This is a genomic window from Gordonia sp. G4, from assembly GCF_057770005.1.
In genome coordinates this window covers 660048-686390 of the sequence record NZ_CM173442.1, presented here as the reverse complement: position 1 = coordinate 686390, position 26343 = coordinate 660048, and the positions used below count along the sequence as shown (strand labels likewise).

General features: G+C 68.1%; 18 protein-coding genes and 1 tRNA gene. 5 read left to right on the top strand and 14 right to left on the bottom strand.

Features of this window, described 5'->3' with window-relative positions; translation table 11 throughout:
- Positions 1–5 precede the first annotated feature (5 nt).
- Both AC3B5T_RS02830 and AC3B5T_RS02825 read right to left on the bottom strand, forming a co-directional pair.
- On the bottom strand, positions 6–1301 hold the full coding sequence (locus tag AC3B5T_RS02830) for a TerD family protein (protein ID WP_488358235.1): 1296 nt from the start codon (positions 1299–1301) through the stop codon (positions 6–8).
- Positions 1302–1455: 154 nt separating this feature from the next.
- A complete protein-coding gene (locus AC3B5T_RS02825; protein ID WP_010844729.1) occupies positions 1456–2694 on the bottom strand; it encodes a cytochrome P450 in 1239 nt (412 codons plus the stop codon).
- 206 nt (positions 2695–2900) lie between these two features.
- Between AC3B5T_RS02825 and AC3B5T_RS02820 the strand changes: the two genes are divergently transcribed.
- Positions 2901–4796 carry a glycoside hydrolase family 15 protein gene (locus AC3B5T_RS02820; RefSeq protein WP_010844728.1) on the top strand — a complete coding sequence of 632 codons (1896 nt, stop codon included), beginning with the start codon at positions 2901–2903 and terminating at the stop codon, positions 4794–4796.
- 74 nt (positions 4797–4870) lie between these two features.
- On the opposite strand, the gene AC3B5T_RS02815 is transcribed toward AC3B5T_RS02820, so the two are convergent.
- Positions 4871–6313 (bottom strand): glucose-6-phosphate dehydrogenase, encoded by a 1443-nt coding sequence (locus AC3B5T_RS02815; protein ID WP_010844727.1) that lies wholly within the window; start codon positions 6311–6313, stop codon positions 4871–4873.
- A 157-nt stretch (positions 6314–6470) separates the two neighbouring features.
- On the opposite strand from AC3B5T_RS02815, the gene clpB reads away from it, so the two are divergent.
- The gene (gene clpB, locus AC3B5T_RS02810) at positions 6471–9023 is read left to right on the top strand and encodes an ATP-dependent chaperone ClpB (RefSeq protein WP_488358234.1); all 2553 of its coding nucleotides are present in this window, start codon (positions 6471–6473) and stop codon (positions 9021–9023) included.
- 67 nt (positions 9024–9090) lie between these two features.
- Here clpB and AC3B5T_RS02805 read toward each other — a convergent pair whose 3' ends face one another.
- Complete coding sequence (locus AC3B5T_RS02805; protein ID WP_139115427.1) at positions 9091–9381, bottom strand: winged helix-turn-helix transcriptional regulator; 291 nt, start codon at positions 9379–9381, stop codon at positions 9091–9093.
- A gap of 134 nt (positions 9382–9515) precedes the next feature.
- Between AC3B5T_RS02805 and AC3B5T_RS02800 the strand changes: the two genes are divergently transcribed.
- Complete coding sequence (locus AC3B5T_RS02800) at positions 9516–10517, top strand: zinc-binding alcohol dehydrogenase family protein (protein ID WP_223258838.1); 1002 nt, start codon at positions 9516–9518, stop codon at positions 10515–10517.
- A 24-nt stretch (positions 10518–10541) separates the two neighbouring features.
- Here the strand turns inward: AC3B5T_RS02800 and AC3B5T_RS02795 are convergent, their stop codons facing one another.
- The 5 genes from AC3B5T_RS02795 to AC3B5T_RS02775 form a co-directional block, all read right to left on the bottom strand.
- A complete protein-coding gene (locus tag AC3B5T_RS02795; RefSeq protein WP_205333958.1) occupies positions 10542–12164 on the bottom strand; it encodes an HNH endonuclease signature motif containing protein in 1623 nt (540 codons plus the stop codon).
- A gap of 202 nt (positions 12165–12366) precedes the next feature.
- Entirely contained in the window at positions 12367–14160 is a 1794-nt protein-coding gene (selB, locus tag AC3B5T_RS02790; protein ID WP_068971197.1) for a selenocysteine-specific translation elongation factor, read from the bottom strand.
- Positions 14161–14170: 10 nt separating this feature from the next.
- Positions 14171–15487 carry an L-seryl-tRNA(Sec) selenium transferase gene (selA, locus tag AC3B5T_RS02785; RefSeq protein ID WP_068971196.1) on the bottom strand — a complete coding sequence of 439 codons (1317 nt, stop codon included), beginning with the start codon at positions 15485–15487 and terminating at the stop codon, positions 14171–14173.
- A 177-nt stretch (positions 15488–15664) separates the two neighbouring features.
- Positions 15665–15759: transfer RNA gene (locus tag AC3B5T_RS02780), tRNA-Sec, on the bottom strand.
- A 33-nt stretch (positions 15760–15792) separates the two neighbouring features.
- Complete coding sequence (locus AC3B5T_RS02775; protein WP_137810378.1) at positions 15793–16083, bottom strand: hypothetical protein; 291 nt, start codon at positions 16081–16083, stop codon at positions 15793–15795.
- 71 nt (positions 16084–16154) lie between these two features.
- Here AC3B5T_RS02775 and selD point away from each other — a divergent pair, with 71 nt between their 5' ends.
- A complete protein-coding gene (gene selD / locus AC3B5T_RS02770) occupies positions 16155–17144 on the top strand; it encodes a selenide, water dikinase SelD (protein WP_374100851.1) in 990 nt (329 codons plus the stop codon).
- Positions 17145–17604: 460 nt separating this feature from the next.
- On the opposite strand, the gene nrfD is transcribed toward selD, so the two are convergent.
- The 3 genes from nrfD to fdh are packed head-to-tail and all read right to left on the bottom strand — an operon-like array spanning position 17605 to position 23093.
- Positions 17605–18717 (bottom strand): NrfD/PsrC family molybdoenzyme membrane anchor subunit, encoded by a 1113-nt coding sequence (gene nrfD / locus AC3B5T_RS02765; RefSeq protein ID WP_137810376.1) that lies wholly within the window; start codon positions 18715–18717, stop codon positions 17605–17607.
- Complete coding sequence (locus tag AC3B5T_RS02760) at positions 18714–19763, bottom strand: 4Fe-4S dicluster domain-containing protein (protein ID WP_205333957.1); 1050 nt, start codon at positions 19761–19763, stop codon at positions 18714–18716. Before AC3B5T_RS02760 ends, nrfD begins: the two co-directional genes overlap by 4 nt.
- Positions 19764–23093, bottom strand: a complete 3330-nt coding sequence (gene fdh, locus AC3B5T_RS02755) for a formate dehydrogenase (protein WP_277243149.1) — start codon at positions 23091–23093, stop codon at positions 19764–19766. It lies immediately after the preceding gene.
- A gap of 165 nt (positions 23094–23258) precedes the next feature.
- Here fdh and AC3B5T_RS02750 point away from each other — a divergent pair, with 165 nt between their 5' ends.
- Positions 23259–24146 carry an alpha/beta fold hydrolase gene (locus tag AC3B5T_RS02750; RefSeq protein ID WP_068971115.1) on the top strand — a complete coding sequence of 296 codons (888 nt, stop codon included), beginning with the start codon at positions 23259–23261 and terminating at the stop codon, positions 24144–24146.
- 14 nt (positions 24147–24160) lie between these two features.
- On the opposite strand, the gene AC3B5T_RS02745 is transcribed toward AC3B5T_RS02750, so the two are convergent.
- Positions 24161–25708, bottom strand: coding sequence for an MFS transporter (locus AC3B5T_RS02745; RefSeq protein ID WP_205333954.1), 1548 nt, complete (start codon positions 25706–25708; stop codon positions 24161–24163).
- Positions 25705–26289, bottom strand: coding sequence for a TetR/AcrR family transcriptional regulator (locus AC3B5T_RS02740; protein WP_068971108.1), 585 nt, complete (start codon positions 26287–26289; stop codon positions 25705–25707). Before AC3B5T_RS02740 ends, AC3B5T_RS02745 begins: the two co-directional genes overlap by 4 nt.
- Positions 26290–26343 lie beyond the last annotated feature (54 nt).

Genomic DNA, 26343 nt, shown 5'->3' with positions numbered 1-26343 from the left:
TGCCGTCACAGCTCTCCGTGGTAGCGGTCCAGCCCCGAGCCGTTCGCCTTCTTGCTGCGTCCGGTCGGTGCCTCCTTGGCACTGAGCACCCACTTCCCGGTGCGGTCGAGAGTGGGCATCCGCTCGAAGAAGAATTTGCTGTAGCGGGTCGTCCCGTCGACCTTCAGCACACCGCCCTGCACATCGATGTGCGCAACCGTTGCCCAGAACGAGTTCTTGCTGTTGCCGACATGGACGAGGATCTCGTCGCTGTCCGGCTCGGGTAGGCCGTTCTTGCCCGGTCGTCCGTATCGGATCGCCACCCGCGGCCTGCCGAACTTGTCGATCGAACCGGCCCCGTTGTCGACGGATTGGTACACATTGACGAGGAGATCGCCGTTCTCCTTCGGTAGCACAGTGACCTGCTCGACGGCGGGCTTGTTCCCTCGTCCTGGACCGCGGCTGTCCCCGTGGTGCTCGATGAAGGGCCAACTGCGTAGGTCGCCGCGGTGGCCCTGCTCGCCGCTGATGACCACATACTTGTGCGCGACCTCGTCGCGGCAGAAGAAGTACACGTCGAGGTCTCCCTGGCCGTACTGCTTGACCCGACCGTCGGCCTCGTACACGGCGCCGCGCCCGTCCCACTCGAGGCCGACGGTGAGAACCCAATCCGAGGATCCTTTGCGAAGGTCGATGGACGCGGTCTTTTCCGTCGAGTCCTTCGTGATCGAGACCTTGACCTTGGACATGTTGATCGGTGATCGTGCTTCCGGCGCCGGTTGGGCGGCAGGTGTCGGAGGGGCCGGCGTCGCGATCTGTGTAGTCTGCTGGTTCGGCGCGTCGTCGACCACGATTCCGAAGTCGGTGGCGAAGGCGGCCAACCCCTCGCGGTAACCCTGTCCGATCGCGTCCAGCTTCCAATCTCCGTCCCGGCGATAGAACGCCACCAACTGGAGAACTGTCTCGGGGCCCGGGTCCGGTGGGGTGAACGCCCATCTGCCCGAACCCGAGATGGTCACCGTCAGCGGGCCGATCTGTTCGACAGTCTTCCGCTGTGCCTCGGTACTTGCCGCGACGACTATCCGGTCGACGTCCGGGGGCGCCGACGGCAAGTCGACGACACAAGAACTCGAACCCTGCAACCGGACTCCGGAGGAGCTGGGATTGTTGAAGAAGATCAGGTCGTCGTCCGTGCGGACCTTGTGGCCCGCAGTCAACAGCACTGCGATGAGGTCGACGTCGTCGGGCGAAACGCTGTGAACCTCGACGAGGTGCGCGGTCGTGCTCAGGGCGGTCTTGGAGCCCTTGGTGAGCTCGTCCACAGGTACTCCTCGAAAGGTGGCGATGGGGCGGGCCAATGATATGCGGGGGCGCTGTCAGGGACCACGCAGTCAGCCGACGGACATCCGACCCGTCGGTTCACGAAATGACAGCTGCCACTCCGATTGTCAGGCAACCGAATGACATTCGGCTCGATCAGCGCAGCGAGTAACGGACCGGCAGGTGCTTGAGTCCACCCACGAAGACGGTCGCGGCCAGCTCGGGCGTTCCGGCCGGTTCGATGGTGTCGAGCCGCGGGATCAACTCGGCGAAGAAGCTCCTCATCTCCATCCGAGCCAGTGCGGCGCCGAGACAGAAGTGGACGCCGTAACCGAACGACAGGTGCTTGTTGGGGAAGCGGCCGACGTCGAAGGTGTGCGGATCGTCGAAGACCTCTTCGTCCCGGTTGCCCGATGTGTAGGCGAGATAGACGGATTCACCCTTGGCGATGGGGACACCCCGCACCGAGGTGTCCTCGGCGGCGGTGCGCATGAATTCCTTGACCGGCGTGGTCCATCGGATCATCTCCTCGACCGCGGTGCCGATGAGTTCGGGTTCGCGTCGGAGACGTTCGAGTTCACCGGGATTCTCGATGAGCGCCCGTAGCCCACCGGAGATCGCGTCCTTGGTGGTGTCGTGCCCGGCGCTCGCCACGATCACGTAGTACGACGCGGTGTCCACATCGGAGAGGCGCTCGCCGTCGACGAGGCCGTTGGCGATGGCCGACGCGAGGTCCTCGGTGGGCTGAGCGCGCCGGGAGGCGGTCAGCCTGCCGAAGTAGGCGAAGAAGTCCAGGAGTGTCGCCATTCGCTCCTCGAGGGTTGCCCCTCGCCGGTACTCGGCGTCGTCGGCACCGAACATCTCCTGTGTGAGCTGGTGCATCCGCGGAAAGTCCTCTTCGGGGAGACCCAGCAGCGAGAGGATGACGTACAGCGGGAAACCGACCGCGATCTCCTCGACGAAGTCGCACTCCGGGCCGATGTCGCGCATCCGGTCGACGTAGCGCTTGGCGAGCTCGTCGACGCGCGACTGCAGATCCCGCAGGGCCTTCGGTCGGAACCAGTCGGCGCCGATCGCGCGGACCTTGCGGTGATGAGGGTCGTCCATGTGGATCAAGGTGCGCAGTCCCGCACCGGATTCCAGCTGCGCTCGTGCGGCGTCGTCGGCGGCCGCGGTGGTCAGCACCGGTCGCGGTTCACTGAGCCACAGGTTGTTGTCGCGCTCGATGTCCATGATGTCGGCGTGCCTCGTGATGGCGTAGAACGGCCGGTACGGACCATGGTCGACGCGCGGCACCGGATCGTGCGCACGCAGGTACGCCATCGCGGCATGCAGTCGCGGCTCGTCGGTGTAGGCCTTGGCGTCGGCGAAGACGCTGGCGGCGTCGTCGGTCATGCTCGTGCCTGCGCTGCTTGTCGCCACCGATGCGTCCTTCCGTCGAGGGGTACTCCTCGCACCGAGTGTCCGATATCGGCGTGTTCGGGGTCGGCGAATGGCGAACATGCTCGCTTCACGCCCGCCGGGCACCGGTATAGAGATGACTGCCGCCCGGAGGCCCGTTCGAGGGGGTGACGGCCCATCCGGGACGAGTCACGCGCCGAATGGCGGCCATGAGCACCGCGACCGAATCCGGCGAGGACGCCACCCCGACTTCCCGCTGCGACGGCGCGACGACTGCCGACTCCACCGGCGACTATCTGCCGGTCGCCGACCACGGTGTCATCGGTGACCTCCGCACCGCGGCCGTCGTGGGAGTCGACGGGCGGATCGACTGGTTCTGCTGTCCGCGGTTCGACTCGCCGAGCGTGTTCGGCTCGTTGCTCGATGCGCACCGGGGCGGCGCCTGGACGGTGGAACCGGTGGACGGTGACGTCACCACCCGGCAGTTCTACCTTCCCGACTCCAACGTGCTCGTCACCCGCTTCCTGAGCGAGGACGGAGTCGCCGAGGTGCAGGACCTGATGCCGATCGCCAGACCACACGATCCCGACCACCGAACGCGGATCATCCGTCGGATCTCCTGTGTGCGGGGTTCCGTCCGGTTCCGCGTGACGGTCGCGCCGCGGTTCGACTACGGCCGTGCGGCACATTCCCTCGTCGTCGAGGACGAATCCCGGGTTCGCTTCGAGACCGACGACCTGGTGCTGCATCTCGTCTCGACCGTCAGCGTCGACACGGTCGACGACCGGGATGCGCTGGCCGACTTCACCGTCGAGACCGGCGAATGCGTCACGTTCGTCCTCGCTCCCGACCCCATCGGGCCGGAAGTACTCGACCACGACAGTTCTCCCGCGGTCGTCGCCGCGACCGTCGCGTTCTGGCAGGACTGGGTCTCTCGGTCCTCCTACACCGGCCGATGGCGGGAGATGGTGCATCGGTCGGCGCTCACACTCAAACTGCTGACGCATGAACCATCCGGGGCGGTGGTGTCCGCGGTCACCGCCGCACTTCCCGAGGAGATCGGCGGCGAACGGAATTGGGACTACCGCTATGTGTGGATCCGCGACGCGGCGTTCACGCTCTACGCGTTGTTGCGGATGGGGTTCACCGACGAGGCGAGTGCGTTCATGGACTGGCTGACCTGCCGATTCGACGACGGCGCTGACGTGTCGGGAGATCTGGGGCCGCTGCGATTGATGTACACGCTCGACGGCGATCCACCACCGGCCGAGACCGAGCTCGATCATTGGGAGGGTTACCGGCAGACCTCGCCGGTGCTGATCGGGAACGCCGCCGCTGATCAACTCCAGCTCGACATCTACGGCGAACTCATCGACTCGGTGTACCTGTACAACAAGTACGGACCGGGCATCTCCTATGGATCGTGGACACATCTGTGCACGGTGGCCGGCTGGCTCGTCGACAACTGGGATCGCCCGGACCAAAGCATCTGGGAGGTGCGCAGCAAGCCGCAGGACTACGTCTACTCGCGCGTGATGTCGTGGGTGGCGCTGGAGCGGATGATCCGGATGAGCCGTCAGCGCGGACTGCCCGGTGACGTCGCCGGTTGGATGAAGGCCCGCGACGACATCTTCGTACAGATCATGGAGCGGGGTTGGAACGACGAGGTGGGAGCGTTCGTCCAGACCCTCGATTCCGACCGCCTGGACGCGGCACTGTTGCTGATCCCCGCCGTGAAGTTGTTGTCGCCCACCGACGATCGGTTCCTCAGCACTCTCCAGCGGATCGAGGAAGAACTGGTGAGCGACTCCCTGGTGTTCCGGTACGACACCGACGGCGGGCACGACGGCATCGACGGAGCCGAGGGTACCTTCTCGCTGTGCTCGTTCTGGTACGTCGAGGCGCTCACCCGGACCGGCCGTCTGGGCGACGCGCGTCTCGCGCTCGAGAAGATGTTCACCCACGCCAACCACCTCGGCCTGTACGCCGAGCAGGTGGGTCTGACCGGTGAACAACTGGGCAACATGCCGCAGGCGTTCACCCACCTCGCGCTGATCAGCGCGGCCATCAACCTCGATCGGCAGCTTGGTGATTGATTCAGGTGCCGCGGATCCGGTTGCGGTTTATCCCGACAACCGGGAAAAACCGCAACCGGATCTGACTCTCGTCCTCAGATCCAGCCGGACCCGCCGCACAGGTCGTCGGCGGCCGCGGGGCCGGTCGACCCTGCCGCATATGGTTGCGGTGCAGGCGGATTCGTCAGTACCGGTGCCGCGACCTCCCAGACATGTGCGAGGCCGTCGGGCCGGGTGAACAGCGACCGGTCACCGCGCAGCACATCGACGATCAGTCGTGCATAAGGCGACAATCCGTCGGCCACCTCGTCGAGCTTCTCGGTCATGTGCGCGACGGACAGGTCGGTCCCCGAACCCGGTTCCTTGATCGTGACGGCGAGATCGATGGCACCGTCGCCGGCCAGGTCGAAGGTCAGCACGGTGCCGTCGGTCGGAGTGTCGGTCAGCGGACCGTCGGCGGGGGCGCGGAAGACCAGGCTGAGGCGTTGCGCGCTGTGGTCGAGCATCTTGCCGGTACGGAGCAGGAACGGGACACCGTGCCAGCGGTCGGTGTCGACCCACAGGCGCACCGCCGCGAACGTCTCGGTGGTGGAGTCGTCGGGGATGCCCTCGGTGTCGCGGTAGCCCTCGTATTGACCGAAGACCACCTCGGCGGGGTCGAGTGGCCGGAAGGCGGCGATGACCGACTCCCGGGCGCCGAGCAGGTCCTCGGCGCCGAGCGAGACCGGAGGTTCCATCGCGACTTCGGCCGCCACCTGGAACAGGTGCGTGACGATCATGTCCAGGAATGCCCCGGTGGCGTCGTAGAACGCGGCGCGGTCGGCGATGTCGAGGGTTTCCGGGACGTCGATCTGGACCTCCTCCACGTGCTCGCGGTTCCACACCCCGGCGAACAGGCCGTTGGCGAAACGCAGCACGTGCAGGTTCTGGGTGCTCTCCTTCCCCAGGAAATGGTCGATCCGGTAGATCTGGTCTTCGTCGAGGGATTCGTGGACCGCCTCGTCGAGGGTCCGGAATCCGCCGGGTGACGTACCGAACGGCTTCTCGTAGACGACGCGCGAGTTCTTCGCGAGACCGTGCGCGGCGATCGCTTCCGTGTAGTCGACGAAGGTGGTCGGCGGGAGGGCGAGATAGTGAACCAGCTGGGCCGTGCCGCCGATGGCGTCTCGGCTGGCGTCGATCACCTCCAGCAGGCGGCCGGGGTCGTCGGCGGTGAACCCGCCGCCGGCAAATCGAATGGTCTCGGCGAACGAGGCCCATTCGTCCGAGGACACCGACCCGTCCGAACCGAATTCCTCGACCGCGTTCTTCACGTGCTGCCGGAACTCGTCGTCAGTGCGGTCGCCCCGGCCGTTGCCGATGAGCTGCCACCCGTCCGGGAGCAGGCCTCGACGGTGGAGTTCGAACAGCGAGGGCAGGACCATCCGCTTGGCGAGGTCGCCGGTCGACCCGAAGAGAACGAAGATCACTGCCGCGTCCGTGGCGGCAGGGGCGTCGGACTGTGTCGCGTTCTCCCGGGCGGAGCTGTCTGCGGTCATGCATTCAATACTGCCGGTCGACGACGCGGCGGCACGGATAGTGTTCTAGATCACAAATCTAGTAGACCTGAGCGGAATGCACTCAACTCTAGTGGCGTTACAGACCTCGTAGGGCTCATACTTGAGCCTGTTGGACTAAAGAGAAAGGTGCACGCGAGTGGACAGCTTCACCCCCACCACCAAGACGCAGCAAGCATTGAGCTCTGCTGTGCAGGCGGCGGCCAGTGCTGGCAACCCCGACGTGCGACCGGCCCACATCCTCGTGGCACTGCTCGATCAGTCCGACGGCATCGCGTCGCCGCTGCTCAAGGCAGTGGGCGTGGACCCGTCGAGCGTTCGTGCGCAGGCCCAGGCTCTGGTCGATCGCATGCCGACGGTATCCGGCGCCAGCTCGACGCCTCAACTATCCCGCGAATCGATCGCGGCCGTCACCGCTGCCCAGCAACTGGCCGGCGAGCTCGACGACGAGTACGTCTCGACCGAGCACGTCGTCGTCGGTCTGGCGACCGGTGACTCCGATGTCGCCAAACTGCTGCACAACCTCGGTGCGACTCCGCAGGCCCTGCGCGAGGCGTTCGTCGCCGTGCGAGGCAGTGCGCGGGTCACCTCTGAGGACCCCGAATCGACCTACCAGGCTCTCGAGAAGTACTCGACCGACCTGACCGCGGCGGCCCGCGAGGGCAAGCTCGACCCGGTCATCGGCCGCGACACCGAGATCCGGCGCGTCGTGCAGGTCCTCAGCCGTCGGACCAAGAACAACCCGGTCCTGATCGGTGAACCCGGTGTCGGCAAGACCGCCATCGTCGAAGGACTCGCCCAGCGCATCGTCGCCGGCGACGTGCCGGAGTCGTTGCGCGGCAAGACCGTCATCTCCCTCGACATGGGTTCGATGGTCGCCGGTGCCAAGTACCGCGGTGAGTTCGAGGAACGCCTCAAGGCCGTGCTCGACGAGATCAAGGGATCGGCCGGCCAGGTCATCACATTCATCGACGAGCTGCACACGATCGTCGGCGCCGGTGCGACAGGCGATTCCGCGATGGACGCGGGCAACATGATCAAGCCGATGCTCGCCCGTGGTGAGCTGCGGCTGGTCGGTGCCACGACCCTCGAGGAGTACCGCAAGTACATCGAGAAGGATGCCGCACTCGAGCGTCGGTTCCAGCAGGTGTACGTCGGCGAGCCGTCGGTCGAAGATGCCATCGGCATCCTCCGCGGCCTCAAGGACCGGTACGAGGTGCACCATGGTGTGCGCATCACCGACTCCGCATTGGTCGCCGCCGCAACGCTTTCCGATCGCTACATCACGTCGCGGTTCCTGCCCGACAAGGCCATCGACCTCGTCGACGAGGCCGCGTCGCGGTTGCGGATGGAGATCGACTCGCGCCCCGTCGAGATCGACGAGGTCGAGCGGATCGTCCGTCGGCTCGAGGTCGAGGAGGTCGCCTTGCAGAAGGAGACCGACGCGGCGTCGAAGGACCGGCTCGAGAAGCTGCGCGCCGAACTGGCCGACCAGAAGGAGAAGCTCAACGAGCTCTCCGCCCGGTGGCAGTCGGAGAAGACCGCGATCGACGCGGTGCGCGACCTCAAGGAGGAGCTGGAACGGCTTCGCGGCGAGGCCGATCGGGCCGAGCGTGACGGTGATCTCGGGCGCGCAGCCGAACTGCGGTACGGCAAGATCCCCGGCCTGGAGAAGGAACTCGAGGCCGCGATCGAGAAGACCGGAACCGATCCCTCGCAGGACGTGATGCTGCAGGAGGAGGTCGGCCCCGACGACGTGGCGCAGGTCGTGTCGGCGTGGACCGGAATCCCGGCCGGACGCATGCTCGAGGGCGAGACCGCCAAGCTGCTGCGTATGGAAGAGGAACTGGGACACCGGGTCATCGGCCAGAAGGACGCGGTGCAGGCGGTGTCCGACGCGGTGCGTCGTGCACGCGCAGGAGTCGCCGACCCGAACCGGCCGCTCGGCTCGTTCATGTTCCTCGGCCCCACCGGCGTCGGCAAGACCGAGCTCGCCAAGGCGCTCGCCGAGTTCCTGTTCGACGACGAGCGGGCCATGGTCCGTATCGACATGAGCGAGTACGGCGAGAAGCACAGCGTGGCAAGGCTCGTCGGCGCTCCGCCCGGTTATGTCGGATACGAGGCCGGTGGTCAGCTGACCGAGGCGGTGCGACGTCGTCCGTACACGGTGGTCCTGTTCGACGAGATCGAGAAGGCCCATCCGGACGTCTTCGACGTGCTGCTGCAGGTGCTGGACGAAGGCCGCCTGACCGACGGACAGGGCCGGACGGTGGACTTCCGCAACACCATCCTCATCCTCACCTCGAACCTCGGTGCGGGTGGCGACAAGGACCACGTCATGATGGCCGTGCGCTCGGCGTTCAAGCCCGAGTTCATCAACCGTCTCGACGACGTCGTGATCTTCGACGCCCTGAGCCCTGAGGAACTGGTGTCGATCGTCGACATCCAGCTCGGCCAGCTCAAGAAGCGGCTCGCGCAGCGCCGCCTCGACCTCGAGGTGTCGACCAAGGCCAAGGAATGGCTGGGCGCACGCGGATTCGACCCGCTGTACGGTGCTCGCCCGCTGCGCCGCCTGGTGCAGCAGGCCATCGGTGACCAGCTCGCCAAGCAGCTGCTCGCCGGCGACATCCGCGACGGTGACGTCGTGCCGGTCAACGTCAGTGCCGACGGAGAGTCGTTGGTACTCGGCTGAGTTCGTGACTGACAAGTGAATGACAAAGGGACCCATCCTTCGGGATGGGTCCCTTTGTCTGCGCCGGCTACGGATGTGGGAAGCGGTCGAGGTTGTCCTCTACCCACAGGCGCAGTGCGTCCAGCGGCCCGGCGGCGTCCACCCCGAGTTCCGTCAGTTCGTATTCGACGTGCAGCGGGACCGCCGGATAGACGGTGCGGGTGAGCATCCCGGCTGTCTCCAACCGACGCAGAGTCGCCGTGAGGACTTTGGGGCTGATCCCGTCCAGCCGCACGCGGAGCTCTCCGAACCGCATCGGTCGATCGCGGAGGGCGCCGATGACCAGGGCGCTCCACTTGTCGGCGAGAAGGTCGAGCATCCCTCGGCAGGGACACGACGCAGAGTAGGCGTCTCCGCGATGGGACGGTAGTGACATGGCGCTGGCCTCGATGCTTTCTATTGGATACTAGGAGCCCTTGCGGGTAACTGGGGTCGTGGGGATACCTTAGCGCCATGACACGAGAGATGACAGCCCTGGTCGCGGTCGCTGCGAACTCCGTCGAGGACCCGAGCGCGTTCGCCGAGACGACAATGCCGGTGCCGGCCCCCCGTCCGCACGATCTCCTCGTCGAGGTCCGCGCGGTCTCGGTCAACCCGGTGGACACCAAAGTGCGTGCAGGCCTGCGTGACTCCGATCCGCCGCGTGTTCTGGGATTCGACGCGGCGGGGATTGTCGTCGGGATCGGCGACGAGGTGTCGAGGTTTGCCGTCGGGGACGAGGTCTACTACGCCGGTTCGATCGATCGGCCGGGAACGAATGCCGAGTTCCATCTTGTCGATGAGCGGATCGTCGGGCGCAAACCGTCGTCCCTCGACTTCGGCGCGGCTGCCGCACTGCCGTTGACCACGATCACTGCCTGGGAGTCGTTGTTCGAGAAGCTGCGGGTCAATTCCGCGGACTCGGGAACGATCGTCGTGGTGGCGGGTGCCGGGGGCGTCGGCTCGATGGTCATTCAGTTGTCCCGGACCCTGACTGATCTCACCGTGATCGCAACCGCGTCACGGCCTGAGTCGCAGGAATGGGCGCGAGGACTCGGTGCCCACCACGTCGTCGACCCGAGACGCCTGCGCGAGGACGTGCGGGCATACGCTCCGCGCGGTGTGGACTACATCTTCTCGCCCCACTCGGACGGAAATGTCGAGTCCTATGCCGACATCATGGGTGTACACGGTCAGGTCGTCGCCATTGACGAGCCCGAAGGTCTCGATACCCTCCCGCTGAAGCAGAAGAGCCAGAGTTGGCATTGGGAGTTGATGTTCTCCAAGCCGTTGTTCGCACCGGAAGACGACTCACAACACGAGATCCTCGGCCGGGTCGCCGAACTCGTCGACGCCGGCAAGATTCGCAGCACTGTCAACCGTGAACTGGCTGGTTTCACGATCGAGAATCTTCGTACAGCGCACCGAGTCTCCGAATCCGGAGGGGCGATCGGCAAGGTGGTCCTCACGCGCTGACCACCGCGGATGAGCCGGCGAACTTCACGAGGTGGCGAGTAACTCCATGAGGTGTGCTTCGACGAGGGAGGGCCGGGGCGTGCGTGGTCCGGGTCGGGGTGGTCGGACGTCGATGACGTGGCTGGTTTTCAGCCATGAGCGGCGCGCGTCATGTGGGCGTGGCTCGTCGCCGGACGTGGTGCGTCCGTGGATCTCTCGCCGCACCTGTGCCAGGTGGGCCTGCAACCGCTTGGGTATGTCGGGTCGGCGGTTGATGTATTCGGGGTTGGGCGGTGCGCCGGGTTCGACGTTGAGTCGCCAGGCGCAGCGGCCTTCGTCTGGCCCGGACCGGACGATCCGGGTGGTGTACTGGCCGGGTTGGTCGCCGACCATGCGGTTGTGGCGGGGACAGGCCGGTGCGAGGTCATCGATGTCGGTGAGTCCGCCCTTGGCCCAGTCTCGTTCGGCGTGATGAAGCTCGACCTGGGTGGCGGGCTGATCGCACCCGGGAGCCGAGCACACCTCGCCGTCGGGTCGGGCGAAGGAGACCAGGCGTTGTTCGCGGGTGGCGAGGCGTTTGCCCCGTCCGAAGTGCAGGGGGACGGTGGTGGCGTCTTTGAAGATCGCGAGCCAGGGTTGCATGTCGGCGGCCATCGCGATCAAGTCCCGGATGGGCAGCAGGGTTCCGGTGGCGGTGGTGGCGAGTCCGGCTTCGCGGGTCAGGTCGGAGAGGTCGGCTTTGATGATCAGTTGCACGGGCAGGCCTCGGTGCGAGGTTCCCAGTGTTCCGTCGGCGAAGCCTGCGGCCAGTGCGGCGTCGAGGGCGTCGTGATTGGTCTGGGCGAGAGTGCGGCCGTCGCGGTCGGCTGCCGAGGCCAGGGCGTCGGGGTCGGCGGTGCCGGCCGGTCCGCGAGGCGACTGCGGGTCGTCGGGGTTGTTGAGTCCGGGTTTGCCCCAGACGGCGAACATCATCGTCAGCCGGGCGACGAGTTCGGGTGTCAGGGTGCCCGATATCTTGGCGGTGCCGTCGGCGCGTTGCCGACCGATCCACAGGCCGCGGCGTCGTTTCTGGTCGGTGTCGTCGGCCAGGGTGCCGTCGGGGTCGAGATGGGCGAGCAGCCGCGCGCCGAGCCGGGTGATCTCGGCAGGCGTGTGGGCTTCGGCGATTTCGGCCATCTGTCGTTCAGCGGCGACCTTGATGTCGTGGTCGATGGTGCCCGGGATGCGGTCGAGGACGTCCAATGCGGCCTGGACGTGCGCGGTGCCGACCGTGCCTTGTGCGAACGCTTCGGCGAGACAGGGGTATTCGGGTGGGAGGACCTCGCCGCCGAGGCTGGTCCGGTGGGCGGTGGCGTCCATATGCTTACGGCGGCGCATCGGGTTCGACACTCGTAGCCGGTGGGTCATGAACTGCATCAGGGTGCGGCAGCCGGCCTTGCGTGGCAGGTCGCGGGCGACGGCCTGATCGATCTGCCGGTCCCCGGCGACGGTCAGACGAGCGATGGCGCGTTCGGTCTCCGCGGCCACCTCAGCGAGTTCGGCATCGGTACACGGCGACAGATCCACGGTCTGCAATTTGTCGAGGGTGCGGTGGAGATCGGCCACCAACTCAACGGCACGCGGTTGCGGCGCTGTCGAGTCGCCACCGACGTGTGCGGTGCTGGGCATGACGGTCACCTCCTCCGAGAACCGTTGCTGCGAATGTAGGTTCGAGTGTACACCAATCCAGACGTGCGGCAAGGCCAAACATACTGCTGTGCAATGCTATTCGTTGATGTCGACTTGTCGGTGTCGTGTGGTAGGGGCCTCGGACGGAAGCTCTTCCCGCGATTCACACGGCGACCTGTACGACAGGACCACCGCCCGTTGCTCAGCGCACGACCTCCCGGTGCCCGGCGTCAAGACGGCGGGTCCAACCGCGGGCGTCGAGGTACTCCAGTAGCGGAATGACCACGCGCCGAGTGGTTCCGAGCGCCTGACGAGCGGCGCTGGTGGTGAACGGCTGATCGAGCGAGGCGAGGATGCGCATCGCCAGGGCGGGGGCGGTCGGCAACAGCACGACACCGTCGCGCAAACGGAGAATTCGGCCCGTGCGCTCGGCGGCGGCGAGTTCTCGGGCGCCCAAGCCGAGTGCGGTGAGGTCATCGGCCTCGGGTGCACGGAACGGGTGGTCGGCGAGCCGGCGCTCCAGTGCGCTGACCGCGTCGTCGGCATCACCCAGGGAGGGCTTGTGACCCGGGATTGCCAGGTGCCCGTCGGACGATGACAGCCCGGCTTCCGAGATGACGGTCGCCAGCAGCGTCGTGTCCGGGAGCCCGAGCAGCGCGGGTGCGCCGGCCGCAGAGAGCCCGGCCGACAACGGGTCCCGTTGATGTAGTTCGCGGACGGCGGCGTGAAGCCGTTCCGCCCAGGCGGTGAGGGAGGTTTCGGCGACCCACCACTCGCCGATCACTCGTACGCCGTGGGGAGCGGGCTCGGCGTCGTCGACCAGGCCGAGTCGCGTCAGATCGGTGACGCGCATCGCGCCACGCCGATGCACTTCTTCGGCGGCCCCGGCGCCGTCGGACATGGCCGCCAGCGAGGCAGCGCGCCGTGTTGCGTCGCCGCGCCGGGTCAGCGCCGGGGGATCGGGGTGCAGCACGACGCCACCGCCAACAATCCGTTGGCCGGGATCCCGGAGCACCACCCGATCGCCCCGCGACATCGGCACGGCACGGGCGAGGGTCACACGCGCGTGGTCGCCGTCGAAGGGGCGCAACCGAACCGGTAGCGCCGCTGTGCCGATGTGTGCGACGAGGTGTTCCGGTGCCTCCTCGAAGGACATGCCGCTCACGCGCCGGACATCGGCGACTGCGGAGGTGTGCCAGGCTCCGGGCGTCACGAGTGCGTCGCCGCGCGAGACGTCGTCGACGCCGACGCCGCGCAGATTGATCGCGACTCGGCTGACCGGGCCGGCGCTGGTGAGAGTTGCACCCTCGCTCTGCAATCCACGGACATCGAGTCGCCGGCGGCCGTCAACCGTGAGCAGGTCCAGGGTGTCGCCGACCGAGATGGTCCCGGCGGATAGGGTGCCGGTGACGACGGTGCCGGCGCCGGTGCGGGTGAAGACCCGGTCGATCCAGAACCGGACACGCCCCGAGGTCGACGGCGGTGATGTCCCGGCCAAGACGGCGTCGAGCCGTGTGCGCAGTTCGTCGATTCCGACGCGATCGGGCGCCGACACCACGACCGCCGGCGCATCGGAAAGGCCGGTGCGGCTGAGGCGATCACGCGACAGATCGATCACTTCACGAACGCGGTCGGGCGAGGCCCGGTCGGCTCGGGTGATGACCAGCAGCCCGTACTCGATGCCGAGGGCGGCGACGGCATCACGGTGGTCGTCGGACTGGGCGCTCCATCCCTCGTCCGCGGCGACGACGAACAGGACGACGGGCGCCGGGCCCAGGCCGGCCAGCATGTTCGGGATGAACCGCTCGTGGCCGGGGACGTCGACGAAGGCCACGTCGGCACCGGAAGGCAGTGTGGTCCAGGCGAAACCGAGGTCGATCGTCAGCCCGCGGCGTCGTTCCTCCTCCCATCGGTCCGGCTCGATCCCGGTCAGAGCACGCACCAGTGTGGACTTCCCGTGGTCCACGTGTCCGGCGGTGGCCACCACGTACTTCACGAGCGCGACTTCACGACGCGCCCAGAGCCTGTCGGATCGCGGCGAGTACCCGCACGTCGTCGGCTTCGGGAACGCAGCGCAGGTCCACCAGACACGCGTCGTCGTGAACGCGGGGTAGGACGGCCGGATCGCCGACGCGTAGGCGGGCGGCCGTTGCGACCGGAAGCCGCACCGCCCACCCCGGCAGCGGCACGCCGGGTGCGCCACCGCCACCCACCCGTCCGTCATGGGCGACGATCGGGAATCCGACTGCCGTGCCCAGGGATTCGGTACGCACGCGAAGTCTGTCGGGATCGGCGTGGAGGTATTCCCAGACGGGGGGTCGTGGCCCGCCGACGGTTGCCTCCATCGCAGCCAGTGCCAGCTTGTCCGCGCGAACGGCCCGTGCGAGTGGGTGTTTCGCGAGACGCTGAACGAGCGCTCCATCGCCGAGGAGGAGTCCGGCCTGTGGTCCGCCCAGGAGTTTGTCGCCGCTGGCGATGACGAGGTCGGCGCCGGATTCGAGTGTCGTGGTGGCGTCGGGTTCGTCGGGCAGCAGCGGGTCGGGTTGCAGGAGTCCGCTGCCGATGTCGGCGACGACGGGCACGCCGTGCGCCCGGGCGAGGCCGCGCAGCTCGGAGAGCGATGTCTCGCTGGTGAAGCCCTCGACCCGGAAGTTGCTCGGATGCACCTTGAGAATTGCTCCGACGTCGTCGTCGGTGAGGGCGTCGGCGTAGTCGCGTGCGTGGGTGCGGTTGGTGGTGCCGACCTCGTGTAACCGGGCGCCTGTCGACGCGATCAGTTCGGTGAGCCGGAAACCTGCGCCGATCTCGATCATCTCGCCACGACTGATGACGACTGCACGCCCGGCCGCCAGCGCGGTCGTCGCCAGTACCAATGCGGCCGCACCGTTGTTGACCATCAGCGCGTCTTCCGCTGCGGGACAGGCTCGTAGGAGAGCGCTGCGGGTGGCCGCCCCGCGCTTCGACCGGGTGCCGGACTCGAGATCGAGTTCCACGTCGACGTAACCCGACGCCGCGCCGACGGCGTCGAGCGCCGCGGGTGACAGCGGTGCCCGCCCGAGGTTCGTGTGCACGACGACCCCGGTGGCGTTGAGCACGGGGCGGATCGACGAGGCATACGACGCGCTGACCGATTCCACGACGATCCGCTCGACGTCATCCGGTGGCGTCTCGCCGCGGCGGGCCGCGTCCTGGGCCTGGCGAATGATGTCGCGAATCGCTGTGTCGCCCAGTCGTGCACGCGCCGCGGACACCGCGGGCAGGGCCAACAGTGCGTCGGTTCGCGGAATTCGACGGCGCGGATCGGTGACGGGGGGCTTCGACACGGCTCCTCGCTTCGCTCGTCACCGGCTCAGCCGGCGGGGGTGGGCTCTCGCTTCGCTCGTCTCCGGCTCAGCCGGCGGGGGTGGCTCTCGCTTCGCTCGTCACCGGCTCAGCCGGCGGGGGTGGCTCTCGCTTCGCTCGTCACCGGCTCAGCCGGCGGGGGTCACGGTCGACCCCCCTGGCGGAGGCGGACGGGAATCGAACCCGCCAGGCCGAGATACTCGACCTCCTCGGTTTTGAAGACCGGGGAGCCCACCAGGACCCATACGCCTCCACGCGGTCCCAACCTATCCGACGTGCGGCCGGGTCAGTCCTGCCGGTGCGGCCAGTTGCCCTCGGTGATGAGTTCCTCGAAGTGGCGGATCAACTTCGGGTTGAGATCGTCATCGACGGCACGCTCAAAATCGCCGTCCCACTTCGCAAACCACTCCTCGTCGCGCTTCATCAGGAAGATGGGCCAGCCGTGGGTGATATCGAGTTCGTCGGCGTACAGGTCGGTCGACCCGTCCTCCCGCATGTACCAGTAGTGGTGACCGGATTCCCAGAACGCCTGCAGCTCGCCGGCCGTGACGTAGTACTCGCCGTCTGCTTGCCTCATGAGCCCGATGGTAGCGATCGCCGGAGGACAGCATCGGAGATTACCGGAGGGCTACCCTCGACACGGTGACCGTGCGAAGCGAGACACCCATCCGACTGACCGGCTACGCCCACGGTGGTGGATGCGCGTGCAAGATCCCGCCGGGCGAGCTCGAGCAGGCGGTCGCGGGACTCACCGGCCAGGTCGGCGACGACATCATCGTCGGACTCGACGACGGCGACGACGCCGCGGCAGTGCGTATCCGCGACGACGTCGCGGTGCTCTCCACCGCCGACTTCTTCACCCCGGTCGTCGACGATCCGTACGACTGGGGCCGCATCGCCGCGGCCAACGCGCTGTCGGACATCTATGCCATGGGCGGCACCCCCGTCGTCGCCATCAACCTGGTCGGCTGGCCGCGGGAGGTGCTGCCGATGGAGCTGATGACCGAGGTGCTGCGCGGCGGTCTCGACGTCGGGGCGCAGGCCGCCTGTCCGGTGATCGGCGGGCACACCATCGACGATCCGGAACCGAAGTACGGCATGGCGGTGACAGGGGTGGCCGAACCCGGCCGGTTGTTGCGCAACGACGCGGCCGAGCCGGGGCTGCCGATCACCCTGACCAAACCGATCGGGGTCGGACTGTTGAACAACCGGCACAAGCAGACCGGCGAGGTGTTCGACGAGGCGATCGCCCTGATGACGACGCTCAATCGCGATGCGTCGAGCGCCGCGGTCGCGGCCGGCGTCCGCGCGGCGACCGACGTGACCGGCTTCGGCCTGCTCGGGCATCTGCACAAACTGTGCCGCGCGTCGGGGGTCGGCGCGGTAGTCGACCGCGCTTCGGTGCCCGCGGTCGACGGGGCGGCGCAGGCACTTCGGGACGGTTTCGTGTCCGGGGGTACCCGCCGCAATCTCGACTGGGTGCGTCCGCACCTCACGGTCGGTTCCGGTGTCGCCGAGGACGACCTGCTGTTCCTCGCGGACGCACAGACCTCGGGCGGGCTGCTCGTGGTCGGCGAGGTCCCGGGCTACCCGGTGATCGGCGAGACGGTGGCGGGCTTCGGGATCACGGTGCGCTGACCCTTCGTGGCTCGTCGCTTGCGCTCCTCGCACCTCAGGGAGCAGGGGTTATGCGCCTCTTTCGGATTAGGGAGCGGTGGGGTCGCCGAGACGGTTGCGGGGATGGGTATCCGGGTTCGCTGACTCGGTCGCCAAGACCCTTCGTGACGCGCCCTCCGCAAGCTCCGGGCGCTCCTCAGGGAGCGGGGGCCTGGCGGCCGTTGTGGACCACGAAAGAACACTCGTGAACGTCCGAAAAACATGCTCCCTGAGGTGCGAGCGAAGCGAGCCACGAAGGGTCACGCAACGTGTCTCACCAGGCCCTTCGTGGCTCGTCGCTTGCGCTCCTCGCACCTCAGGGAGCAATGGGGACCGCCTTTTTCGGATAGAGAGCGGAGGGGGTGGCGCTTGCGCTCGGGAGCGGAGTGCGGCGCTGGCGCTCAGGGAGCAGCAGGGGGCGGCGCTCCTCAGTGGGCACCGCTCAGGGCGCGGGCGGCCCGGTGGTGATCGAGTCGTCGGTGATTCCGGCGGCACGACGGGCCGCGAGGCGGCGCTTCTGCGGTTCGATCGTGTAGCGGGGGTTCTTGGCCGACTCGATGCCGGCGTCGAAGACGCCGAATCGCGTGCAGGCCGACGCGGCGAGCAGTGCGAGTCCCGAGACGACCGCCAGGGGGCGGGAGCGCCCGCTGAGCAACGCGCCCACTCCGCCGGCGACGGCGAGTCGCTCGCTCCAGCGCAGCAGGGTGCCGGCCTTTCCGTGGTGGAGCGGTTCGGCGGCGACCGGGTCCATCCGTCGCTCCGTGAGTCGCATCGCGACGAGGTCGCCGACCACGCCCAGCGCCGCGAGAGTCCGTGCCGGCCCGGCCTGACCGACCGGCGTGGTGACCAGCGCCAGCCCGCTCGACGCCAGGCTCGCGGAACTGACGAACACGAACGGCAGGTCCCGGTGCATGGCGTTCCAGGTCGGCACGGCGGTATCGGAGAGCAGGACCGCGGTGTACACCGCGAGCGGCGGACCCGCCAGCCCGGCGGCCAGCCCGGCGGGGGCCTCGACGGCGCGCAACACCGCACGAAGCGGCCCGAGCGGCAGCCGCGCACCGGTCATCCGGTCGACCTCGGCGACCGCCGCGACGCCGAGTGCCCCGCTGAACGCCGACAGCATCCAGGAACCGACGCTCATCGGCGACGTCACCTTGAACGTGCGCAACATGTTGTAGAACCGGTCCGGCCGTCCGAGGTCGGCGACGAGCGCGATCCCGCCCAGACCCACGGCACCCAGACCACCGAGGCGGGCGTTGCGGCGCAACGCGTCCCGCCCGGTGAGCTGGGCCCCGGCGGCCAGGACGCCGGAGCCGCCGGCGACACCGCCGAGGAACAGGTAGGCGGCCACCTTCTCGTCCCAGGGTGGTGGCTTGACGACGGGATGCCCGTAATACGAGGTGAATTCGGCATCGGGCACCATCGACATCTCACGGTTGCCGTCGCCCTGCCCGAAACCTCTACCCGGTCTGCGTTTTCCGCCACGGCCGAAACCCCGGCCGCGCCGCCGGGGCGGCTCCGGCGGACGGAAGGAGTCGAACTCCGACGAGGTCATCGGCCGCCCCGTAGGAACGAGAGTGCGGCGGCGGCCAGCATTCCGGCCGCCGCGATCCCGGCGCGCTTGTACATGGCCGGCAGGTCCGCGGTGCACACCCGCGGGTCCGGCGGCAGTCCGTAGACCTCCGGCTCGTCGAGCAGCAGGAACACCGATCCGGTGCCGCCGACACCGTCGTTCGGGTTGGCGCCGTAGAGCCGCGCCTCGGTCATGCCCTGCTCGTGCAGCGCCCGGACGCGGGCGTGCGCGTCGTCGACGAGGTCGTCGTGGTCGCCGAACTTGATCGACGTGGTCGGGCAGGTCTTCGCGCAAGCCGGTGTCTCGTCGTCGAGCAACCGGTCGTAGCAGAGCGTGCACTTTTGCGCGACACCGCGTTTGGGCACCTCGGGCTGCTCGCCCTTGCGTTCGCCGGAGCGGGTCGTCGGCGCGGCGGTGCCGTCGGCCCGGCGCTCGACGACGCCGAACGGACATCCGGCCACGCACGTCCCGCAGCCGTTGCAGACGTCGTCCTGGATCACGACGGTGCCGAACTCGGTGCGGAACAGCGCGCCGGTCGGACAGACGTCGAGGCACCCGGCGTGGGTGCAGTGCTTGCAGACATCCGACGACATCAGCCAGCGGAACTCGGGGGTGTCGGGGACTTCGACTCGGCTCGTCGCTTCGCTCCTCGCCGGCTCAGCCGGCAGGGGAGAGGGCCTGGTCGGCAGAGACGAACGATCTTCAGGCGAGGAGCCGGGCATCGCGGGCATGCCCAGTCCGACGAGCGCACGCCCGGACTCGCGGGCCTCGGCGATGCGGTCGGAATTCTGCTCGATGAAGGCGACGTGGCGCCAGGTGCTCGCGCCGAGGGCGACGGTGTTGTCGTACGACATCCCGGTGAGGGCGAGGTCGCCGTCGCGCGGGTTGCCGTTCCATTCCTTGCACGCCACCTCGCAGGCCTTGCAGCCGATGCAGATCGAGGTGTCGGTGAAGAACCCCTTGCGCTCCTTGTGGGTGTTCCAGTGCGCGTCGGTGCTGGGATCGGATGGCCCGGACAGCTGTCCCATCTACTCCTCCGCCTTCCCGGTGATGTGCTGGTTGTCGGTCTCGACGGTGACCCCGGCCCGCTCCTGGTAGGCACGCACCAGGTCGAGCAGTGCCCGGCCTTGCGGCCGGCGCCCGGCGATGACGTCGCACGAGCCCACCTTGGACTCCTGGATCTGCACGTTCGGATCCAGTGTGACCCCGATCAGATCGTTGGCGGCGTCGCCGCTGATCACGGCGTTGGAACCCACGCCCCAGTGATAGGGGAGACCCACCTGATGCACCTGCCGGCCGTTGATGGTCAGCGGCATCATGCGGTCGGTCACGAGCACCCGCGCCTCGATCGCGGCGCGCGGCGACACGATCGTCGCCCAGCCCTCGTTGGTGAGGCCCCGCTCTTCGGCGAGTTCGGGTGAGATCTCGCAGAACATCTCCGGCTGCAGTTCCGTCAGGTACGGCGTCCAGCGGCTCATGCCACCCGCGGTGTGGTGCTCGGTGAGCCGGTACGTCGTGAACACGAACGGGTACACCTCGGAGCCGGGGCTCTCGCCGCTGGGTGCGTCGAGATTGTCCGTGCGGGGGAACAGGACTCGCGATGGCGACTGCTGCTGGGGATACAGCGCGTTGACCACCGGGGATTCCTGCGGTTCGTAGTGCGTCGGCAACGGGCCGTCGACCAGCCCGCGCGGGGCGTAGAGCCAGCCCTTCCCGTCGGCCTGCATGACGAACGGGTCGTCGCCGCAGAGGGCTTCGACGCCGCCGACCGACGGGTCGGGACGAGCATCGGGAGCCAGGTCGACAGGGAAGTCGGGCACGTCGGGACCGACCCACCGCCCGGCGTCGGCGTCCCATTCCATGTACCGCTTGCGTTCGCTCCACGGGCGGCCGTCGGGGTCGGCCGACGCACGGTTGTAGAGGATTCGACGATCCGCCGGCCACACCCAGCCCCACTCGTGCTGGGTGACCCCGCCGCCGCCCTGCGGGACCCGGCGTGCGGCCAGGTTCGACGGCCCGTCGGTGTCCGCGCCGGTGTAGACCCCGGTGTAGATCCAGCAGCCGCCCGCGGTCGAGCCGTCGCGCTTCATCTGGGTGTAGGACGTGAGGTTCGAGCCGGCGTCTTCGCCGTTCACGTGGTAGCCGTTGATCTCCGACAGCACCGCTTCGGGGTCGGGGTTGCCGTGGTCGTCGAGGGGATAGTCCCATGTGACGTCGAGCAGCGGGCGGTCACGTTCGTCGGTCGACTCGGCGAGGCGTTCGCGGATGCGCCGCCCGAGCTCGAAGAAGAAGTCCATCTCGCTCTGGCACTGACCCGGTGGCTCGACCGCCTGGTGGCGCCACTGCACCATGCGCTGGGTCTGCGTGAACGAGCCGGCCTTCTCCACATGCGTGGCCGCGGGGAGGAAGAACACCTCGGTGGCGATGTCCTCGGTGCGCAGCTCGCCGGACTCGATCTCCGGGCCCTCCTTCCACCAGGTGGCCGTCTCGATCATGTTGAGGTCGCGGACGACGAGCCATTTGAGGTGCGACATCGCCATCCGCGCCTGGCGCCCGTTGGCCGATCCGACCGCCGGGTTCTGGCCGAGGACGAAGTAACCGTCGACCTTGTCGGCGAGCATGTCGACCGTCGTCTGGAAGGTCCCGGCGGGCCCGGTGAGCCGGGGCAGGTAGTCGTAACACCAGTCGTTCTCGGCGGTTGCGGCATCCCCGAACCACGCCTTGAGAAGACTCACCATGTAGTCCTCGGCGTTGGCCCAGAAACCCTTCTCGGCCTTCGACGTGATCGCGTCGATGTAGTCGGCGAAACTGTCATGCTTGCCCGCCGAGGGCATCGGCAGATACCCGGGCAGCAGGTTGAACAGCGTCGGGATGTCGGTGGACCCCTGGATGCTCGCGTGTCCGCGGAGGGCCATGATGCCGCCGCCGGGGCGCCCGACGTTGCCGAGCAGGAGTTGCAGAACCGACGCGGCGCGGATGAACTGCGCGCCGAAGGTGTGCTGGGTCCAGCCGGTCGCGTACCCGAAGCACGTGGTGCGCTCGCGGCCGGAGTTGTCGGTGACGGCCCGGGCCAGATACTCGAAGTCGCGCACCGAGATCCCGCACATGTCGCGCACCATCTCGGGTGTGTAGCGCGAGTAGTGACGCTTGACGATCTGGAACACGCTGCGCGGGTGTTCCAGGGTGTCATCGCGCACTGTCGCCCCGTGTTCCAGCGGCGGCCCGCCGGAGCCATGCTCGTGCCCCACCGCGCGGTCCTTCACCCGCGGCCCGTCGTCCGGGTGGCCGGGCGACTCGACCTTGCCGTCCTCGCTGTCGCGGCCACCGTCGTCGGAGTGGGCGGACGGTTCCTCGTAAGCCCAACTGGTGGCGTCGTATTCGCCGGTCTCCGCGTCGAAGCCGGAGAACAGGCCGTCGAGATCCTCGGTGTCGCGGAAATCCGCGGCGATCAGGGTGGCGGCGTTCGTGTAGGCGACGACGTACTCGCGGAAGTACTTCTCGTGCGTGATGGCGTAGTTGATGAGCGCACCGAGCAGGACGACGTCAGAGCCGGCCCGGATGGAGATGTGCCGGTCGGCCACCGCAGAGGTACGGGTGAAACGCGGATCGACGTGAATGATCGTCGCGCCCTTGGCCTTCGCCTCCGACACCCACTGGAAACCCACCGGGTGCGCCTCGGCCATGTTGCCGCCCATGAGAACGATGCAATCGGCGTTGGCCATGTCCTGCAGTGATTGCGTGGCGCCGCCGCGTCCGAACGAGGCCCCCAGACCGGGAACCGTGGCGGAGTGTCATATGCGGGCCTGGTTCTCGATCTGGATCGCGCCCGCCGCGGTGAAGAGCTTCTTGATCAGATAGTTCTCTTCGTTGTCGAGGGTGGCACCGCCGAGCGAGGCGACACCGGTGGTCCGCCGGAGCAGTCGGCCCTCGTCGTCGCGGTCCTGCCAGCCACGGCGTCGGGCCTCGAGGAAACGGTCGGCGATCATGTCGATCGCGGTGTCGCGATCCAGGTCCTGCCACTCGGTCGCGTACGCGGCCCGATAGCGGATCGAGGTCTGCCGCATCGGGTTGTTGACCAACTGCTCGCTCGACGCGCCCTTGGGACAGAGGCGCCCGCGGGAGATCGGGGAGTCCGGGTCGCCCTCGATCTGGACCACCCGCTCGTCCTTGACGTACACCTTCTGCCCGCAACCCACCGCGCAGAACGGGCACACGCTCTGGACCACACGGTCCGCGGTGGCGGTGCGCGGTTCGATGCCGCGTGTCCTCGCCGAGGTGACCGCCGGTCCGCGCCCGAAGACGTCGCCCGACCGCAACTGGCGGAACACCGGCCATTCGAGGGGGCTGAAGGCTGGCACCCGTCCGAGTCTAGACCTCATCGTCTGCGGTTGCGTCTCGACCGTTGCTATCGTGGCGGGTGGAGTGCCGGGAAGTCTGGTCGGCTGCACGTGTGTCGTTGTCATCCCTTGCCGGGCTGATCATCGATGCCGTGTGCCGTGAAGACGCGCCGATGGGATTTCCTGATGATCACCGCATACAAGACCGAATCCGGCCGCGACGTAATCCGACGATGGTGCGAGATCCGGTTGTCGGCAGCAGATTGTGTTGCCGCGCAATGGGAAGTCCAGACGTCGGCGGGGCGGACCAGGATCGTTGCATCCCGGTCTCCCGACCCCGGGACGGCGGCACCCGCCGACCGGCGCACTGTCGTCGTGGTGCCGGGTACGAACATGAACTCGGCGACGATGATCCCGCTGCTGTCCGAACTCGCGCGGAACAACGACGTCATCAGTCTGGACGTGCCCGGCCAGCCGGGGACAAGTGCACCGGAACGTCCGCGGCGACGCGGTCGGATCCCTGCCTACGGGCGGTGGCTCGACGAGGTGCTCGGCGCGACGGTCGCCCATCCGGTGATCGTGCTGGGTCACTCGCTCGGGGCTGCGATCGCGTTGGCCGGTGCCTCATCGCTGATCGCCGGACGCCTACTCGTGTCACCTGCGGGCATCACCCGTTTGGCGGTCTCGCCTCGGACATTGCGCACAACCGTCTCATGGCTGGCCTCGCCTCGGCCGGAACGCTCGTATGATCTGCTGCGAATGATGACGGCGCCGGACAGAAACGTCGATCCCGCGCTGATCGCATGGATGGATCTGGTTGCCGGACACTGCCGTACGAGTCTGGCGCCGGGGCCGTCTGATGAATTGCCGACGGACCGCCCCTTGATGGTGGTCTCCGGCGACCATGACGTCTTCTTGCCGACACTGCGGCTGGCTGAGGTGGTACATGCGCGGCTCGACGTCGAGCTGAAAGTCCTGGACGACTGCGGCCACCTGGCTCCGCACGATCAGCCGAAGCGGATCGCAGAACTTCTCGACCGTCTCAACCGGGAGCTCGTCACCCCGCCCGGATGACAGGCACGACTACGTCAGTGCTGCGCGGCCGTGACATCCGTGCCGCGCGGCACGAGCGCGAAGACGGCCACGGCGACGGCGACCAGCGTGACCCCGCCGACCAGGCTCGTCTGCTGCATGGCGTCGGTGAACGCGGCCGCCGCCCGCTCCGCGAGGCCCGGTGCCCCGGCGGCTTCGGCGAGACCCATGGCGGCGCCGAGGGATTCGCCGGCCGCGTCGGTCACCTCGGCGGGTACGCCGGGGACGGGCTCGGCCGTCAGCGTGGTCCGGTAGATGATCGACGCCACGCTGCCGAGGATCGCGACCCCGAGCACATTGCCCAGGTCGTAGGCGGTCTCTTCCAGCGCGGCGGCGTTGCCCGCCTTGGCATCCGGGGTGCCGGCCATGATCATCGCCGATGCGATGGCCAGTGATCCGATGCCGAATCCGACGAACACCTGGGCGGTGGCGACGGTGCCGTAGTCGAGGCCGTCGGAACCGAGGAACATCAGCGCCATCCCGACGCCGGCGATGCCGATACCGCCGGCCACGACGGCTCGGGCTCCGATCATCCGGGACAGCGGGGCGGCGATCATCGAGGACACGATCGCCGCTCCCGCCACCGGCAACAGCCGCACACCGGCCGCGATCGGGGAGTGGCCCTCGACCAACTGGAGCCACTGGGCCAGCAGCAAGAGCGCCGCCGCCAGTCCGAACATCGAGCCGAGCGCGGCGAGAACACCCGCACTGAACGGCCGGCTGCGGAACAACGAGACGTCGAGAAGCGGCTCGGTGCGTCGCATGCAGCGTCGGACGAACAGGGCCAGGATGAGGACCGCGCCGATCAGGGCCACCCAGGCGGCCGGTGCGAGGAGGCTCTCCTCCTTGGCGAACCGCTTGATGGCCCAGACCAGGGCGACCATGCCGGCGATCGACATCAGCGCACCGACGGCGTCCCACCGGCCCGGCTGCGGGTGCTTCGACTCCGGCAGGATCAGCACTGCGGCCACGATGGCGACCGCCATCAGCGGGACGTTGACGAGGAACGCGGCGCGCCACGAGAAGTACTCGAGCAGAACTCCGCCGACGATCGGCCCGACGGCCGCACCGAGGCCCGACACCGCGGCCCAGAGCCCGAGGGCGGTCGCACGCTCGGCGGGGTCGGTGAAGATGCTGCGCAGCAGGGACAACGTGGTCGGCATGATCATCGCGCCGCCGACGCCCAGCAGCACCCGGACCGCGATCACCGCCTCGGGTGACTCGGCCAGCAGGACCAGTGCCGAGGCCCCACCGAACACCGCGAAGCCGGTGACCAGCATCCGTTTTCGGCCCCACCGGTCGGCCAGTGAACTCATGGAGAGCAGCAGGCCGGCCAGGACGAGCGAGTAGGCGTCGATGATCCACAGCTGCTGATCGGCGGTCGGGCGCAGGTCGCCGGCCAGGTCGGGGAGTGCGACGTTGAGGATCGTGAGGTCGACGGTGATGACCAGCAGGCTGGCCGACAACACGGCGGCCGACGCCCATCGGCGCCGGAAGGACAGGCCGTCTGCGCTGGTGGTCTCGGTGGCGGATCGCTGGGTCATCGTCGGCTCCGGTCGTGCTCGGGGGAGGGCAGCCCGGTCAGGGCCGTCAGGGTGGCGGTCAGGTCGTCGAGGGACAGCGGCGTCCCGTAGAGGAGTGCGTGTATGGCCACGCCGTCGGTGTACGCGGCGATCGCGCGAGCGGCCGTCTGCCCGACGTGCGGGATGAGGATCTCGACCAGCCCGTCGGGCCAGCGAACCGCGAGCGGGCGGAGCGCGGGATCGAGGACGGCGGCCGACACGAGCGCGAGGTCGGCGCGGATCAACCGCTCGTCGGACAGATAGTCGTGGAGCGTCTCGGCGAAGACCGCCGCGGCTGGGCCGTGTTCGGCGAGGGTCTCGGCCACCTCGGCCAGGCCGGAGTCGATGTCGTCGGCCAGGCGGGCGAGCGCTGCCTCGCGCAGATCGTCGAGCGTGGCGAAGTACTGCGTCGTCGAACCGAGCGGCACACCGGCACGTTTCGCGACGAGCCGGTGGGTGAGCCCCTCGGAGCCCACCTCGGTGATGAGCGTGGCGGCGGCCTCGACAATGGTGCGTCGCCGTTCCTCGGGATCTCGTCGGCGGCGGGGCGCTGCCTCGGTCATCACTACCCTTCCAAGTTAATGTACGAATGTACATGTACAAACGTACACTAGCGC

Coding starts and splice junctions, on each gene's coding strand:
- AC3B5T_RS02825 (WP_010844729.1), bottom strand. CDS start 2,694: ATGACCGACGACGCCGCCAGCGTCTTCGCCGACGCCAAGGCCTACACC.
- AC3B5T_RS02820 (WP_010844728.1), top strand. CDS start 2,901: ATGGCGGCCATGAGCACCGCGACCGAATCCGGCGAGGACGCCACCCCG.
- AC3B5T_RS02815 (WP_010844727.1), bottom strand. CDS start 6,313: ATGACCGCAGACAGCTCCGCCCGGGAGAACGCGACACAGTCCGACGCC.
- AC3B5T_RS02805 (WP_139115427.1), bottom strand. CDS start 9,381: ATGCTCGACCTTCTCGCCGACAAGTGGAGCGCCCTGGTCATCGGCGCC.
- AC3B5T_RS02800 (WP_223258838.1), top strand. CDS start 9,516: ATGACACGAGAGATGACAGCCCTGGTCGCGGTCGCTGCGAACTCCGTC.
- AC3B5T_RS02795 (WP_205333958.1), bottom strand. CDS start 12,164: ATGCCCAGCACCGCACACGTCGGTGGCGACTCGACAGCGCCGCAACCG.
- AC3B5T_RS02775 (WP_137810378.1), bottom strand. CDS start 16,083: ATGAGGCAAGCAGACGGCGAGTACTACGTCACGGCCGGCGAGCTGCAG.
- nrfD (WP_137810376.1), bottom strand. CDS start 18,717: ATGACCTCGTCGGAGTTCGACTCCTTCCGTCCGCCGGAGCCGCCCCGG.
- AC3B5T_RS02760 (WP_205333957.1), bottom strand. CDS start 19,763: ATGGGACAGCTGTCCGGGCCATCCGATCCCAGCACCGACGCGCACTGG.
- AC3B5T_RS02750 (WP_068971115.1), top strand. CDS start 23,259: ATGATCACCGCATACAAGACCGAATCCGGCCGCGACGTAATCCGACGA.
- AC3B5T_RS02745 (WP_205333954.1), bottom strand. CDS start 25,708: ATGACCCAGCGATCCGCCACCGAGACCACCAGCGCAGACGGCCTGTCC.
- AC3B5T_RS02740 (WP_068971108.1), bottom strand. CDS start 26,289: ATGACCGAGGCAGCGCCCCGCCGCCGACGAGATCCCGAGGAACGGCGA.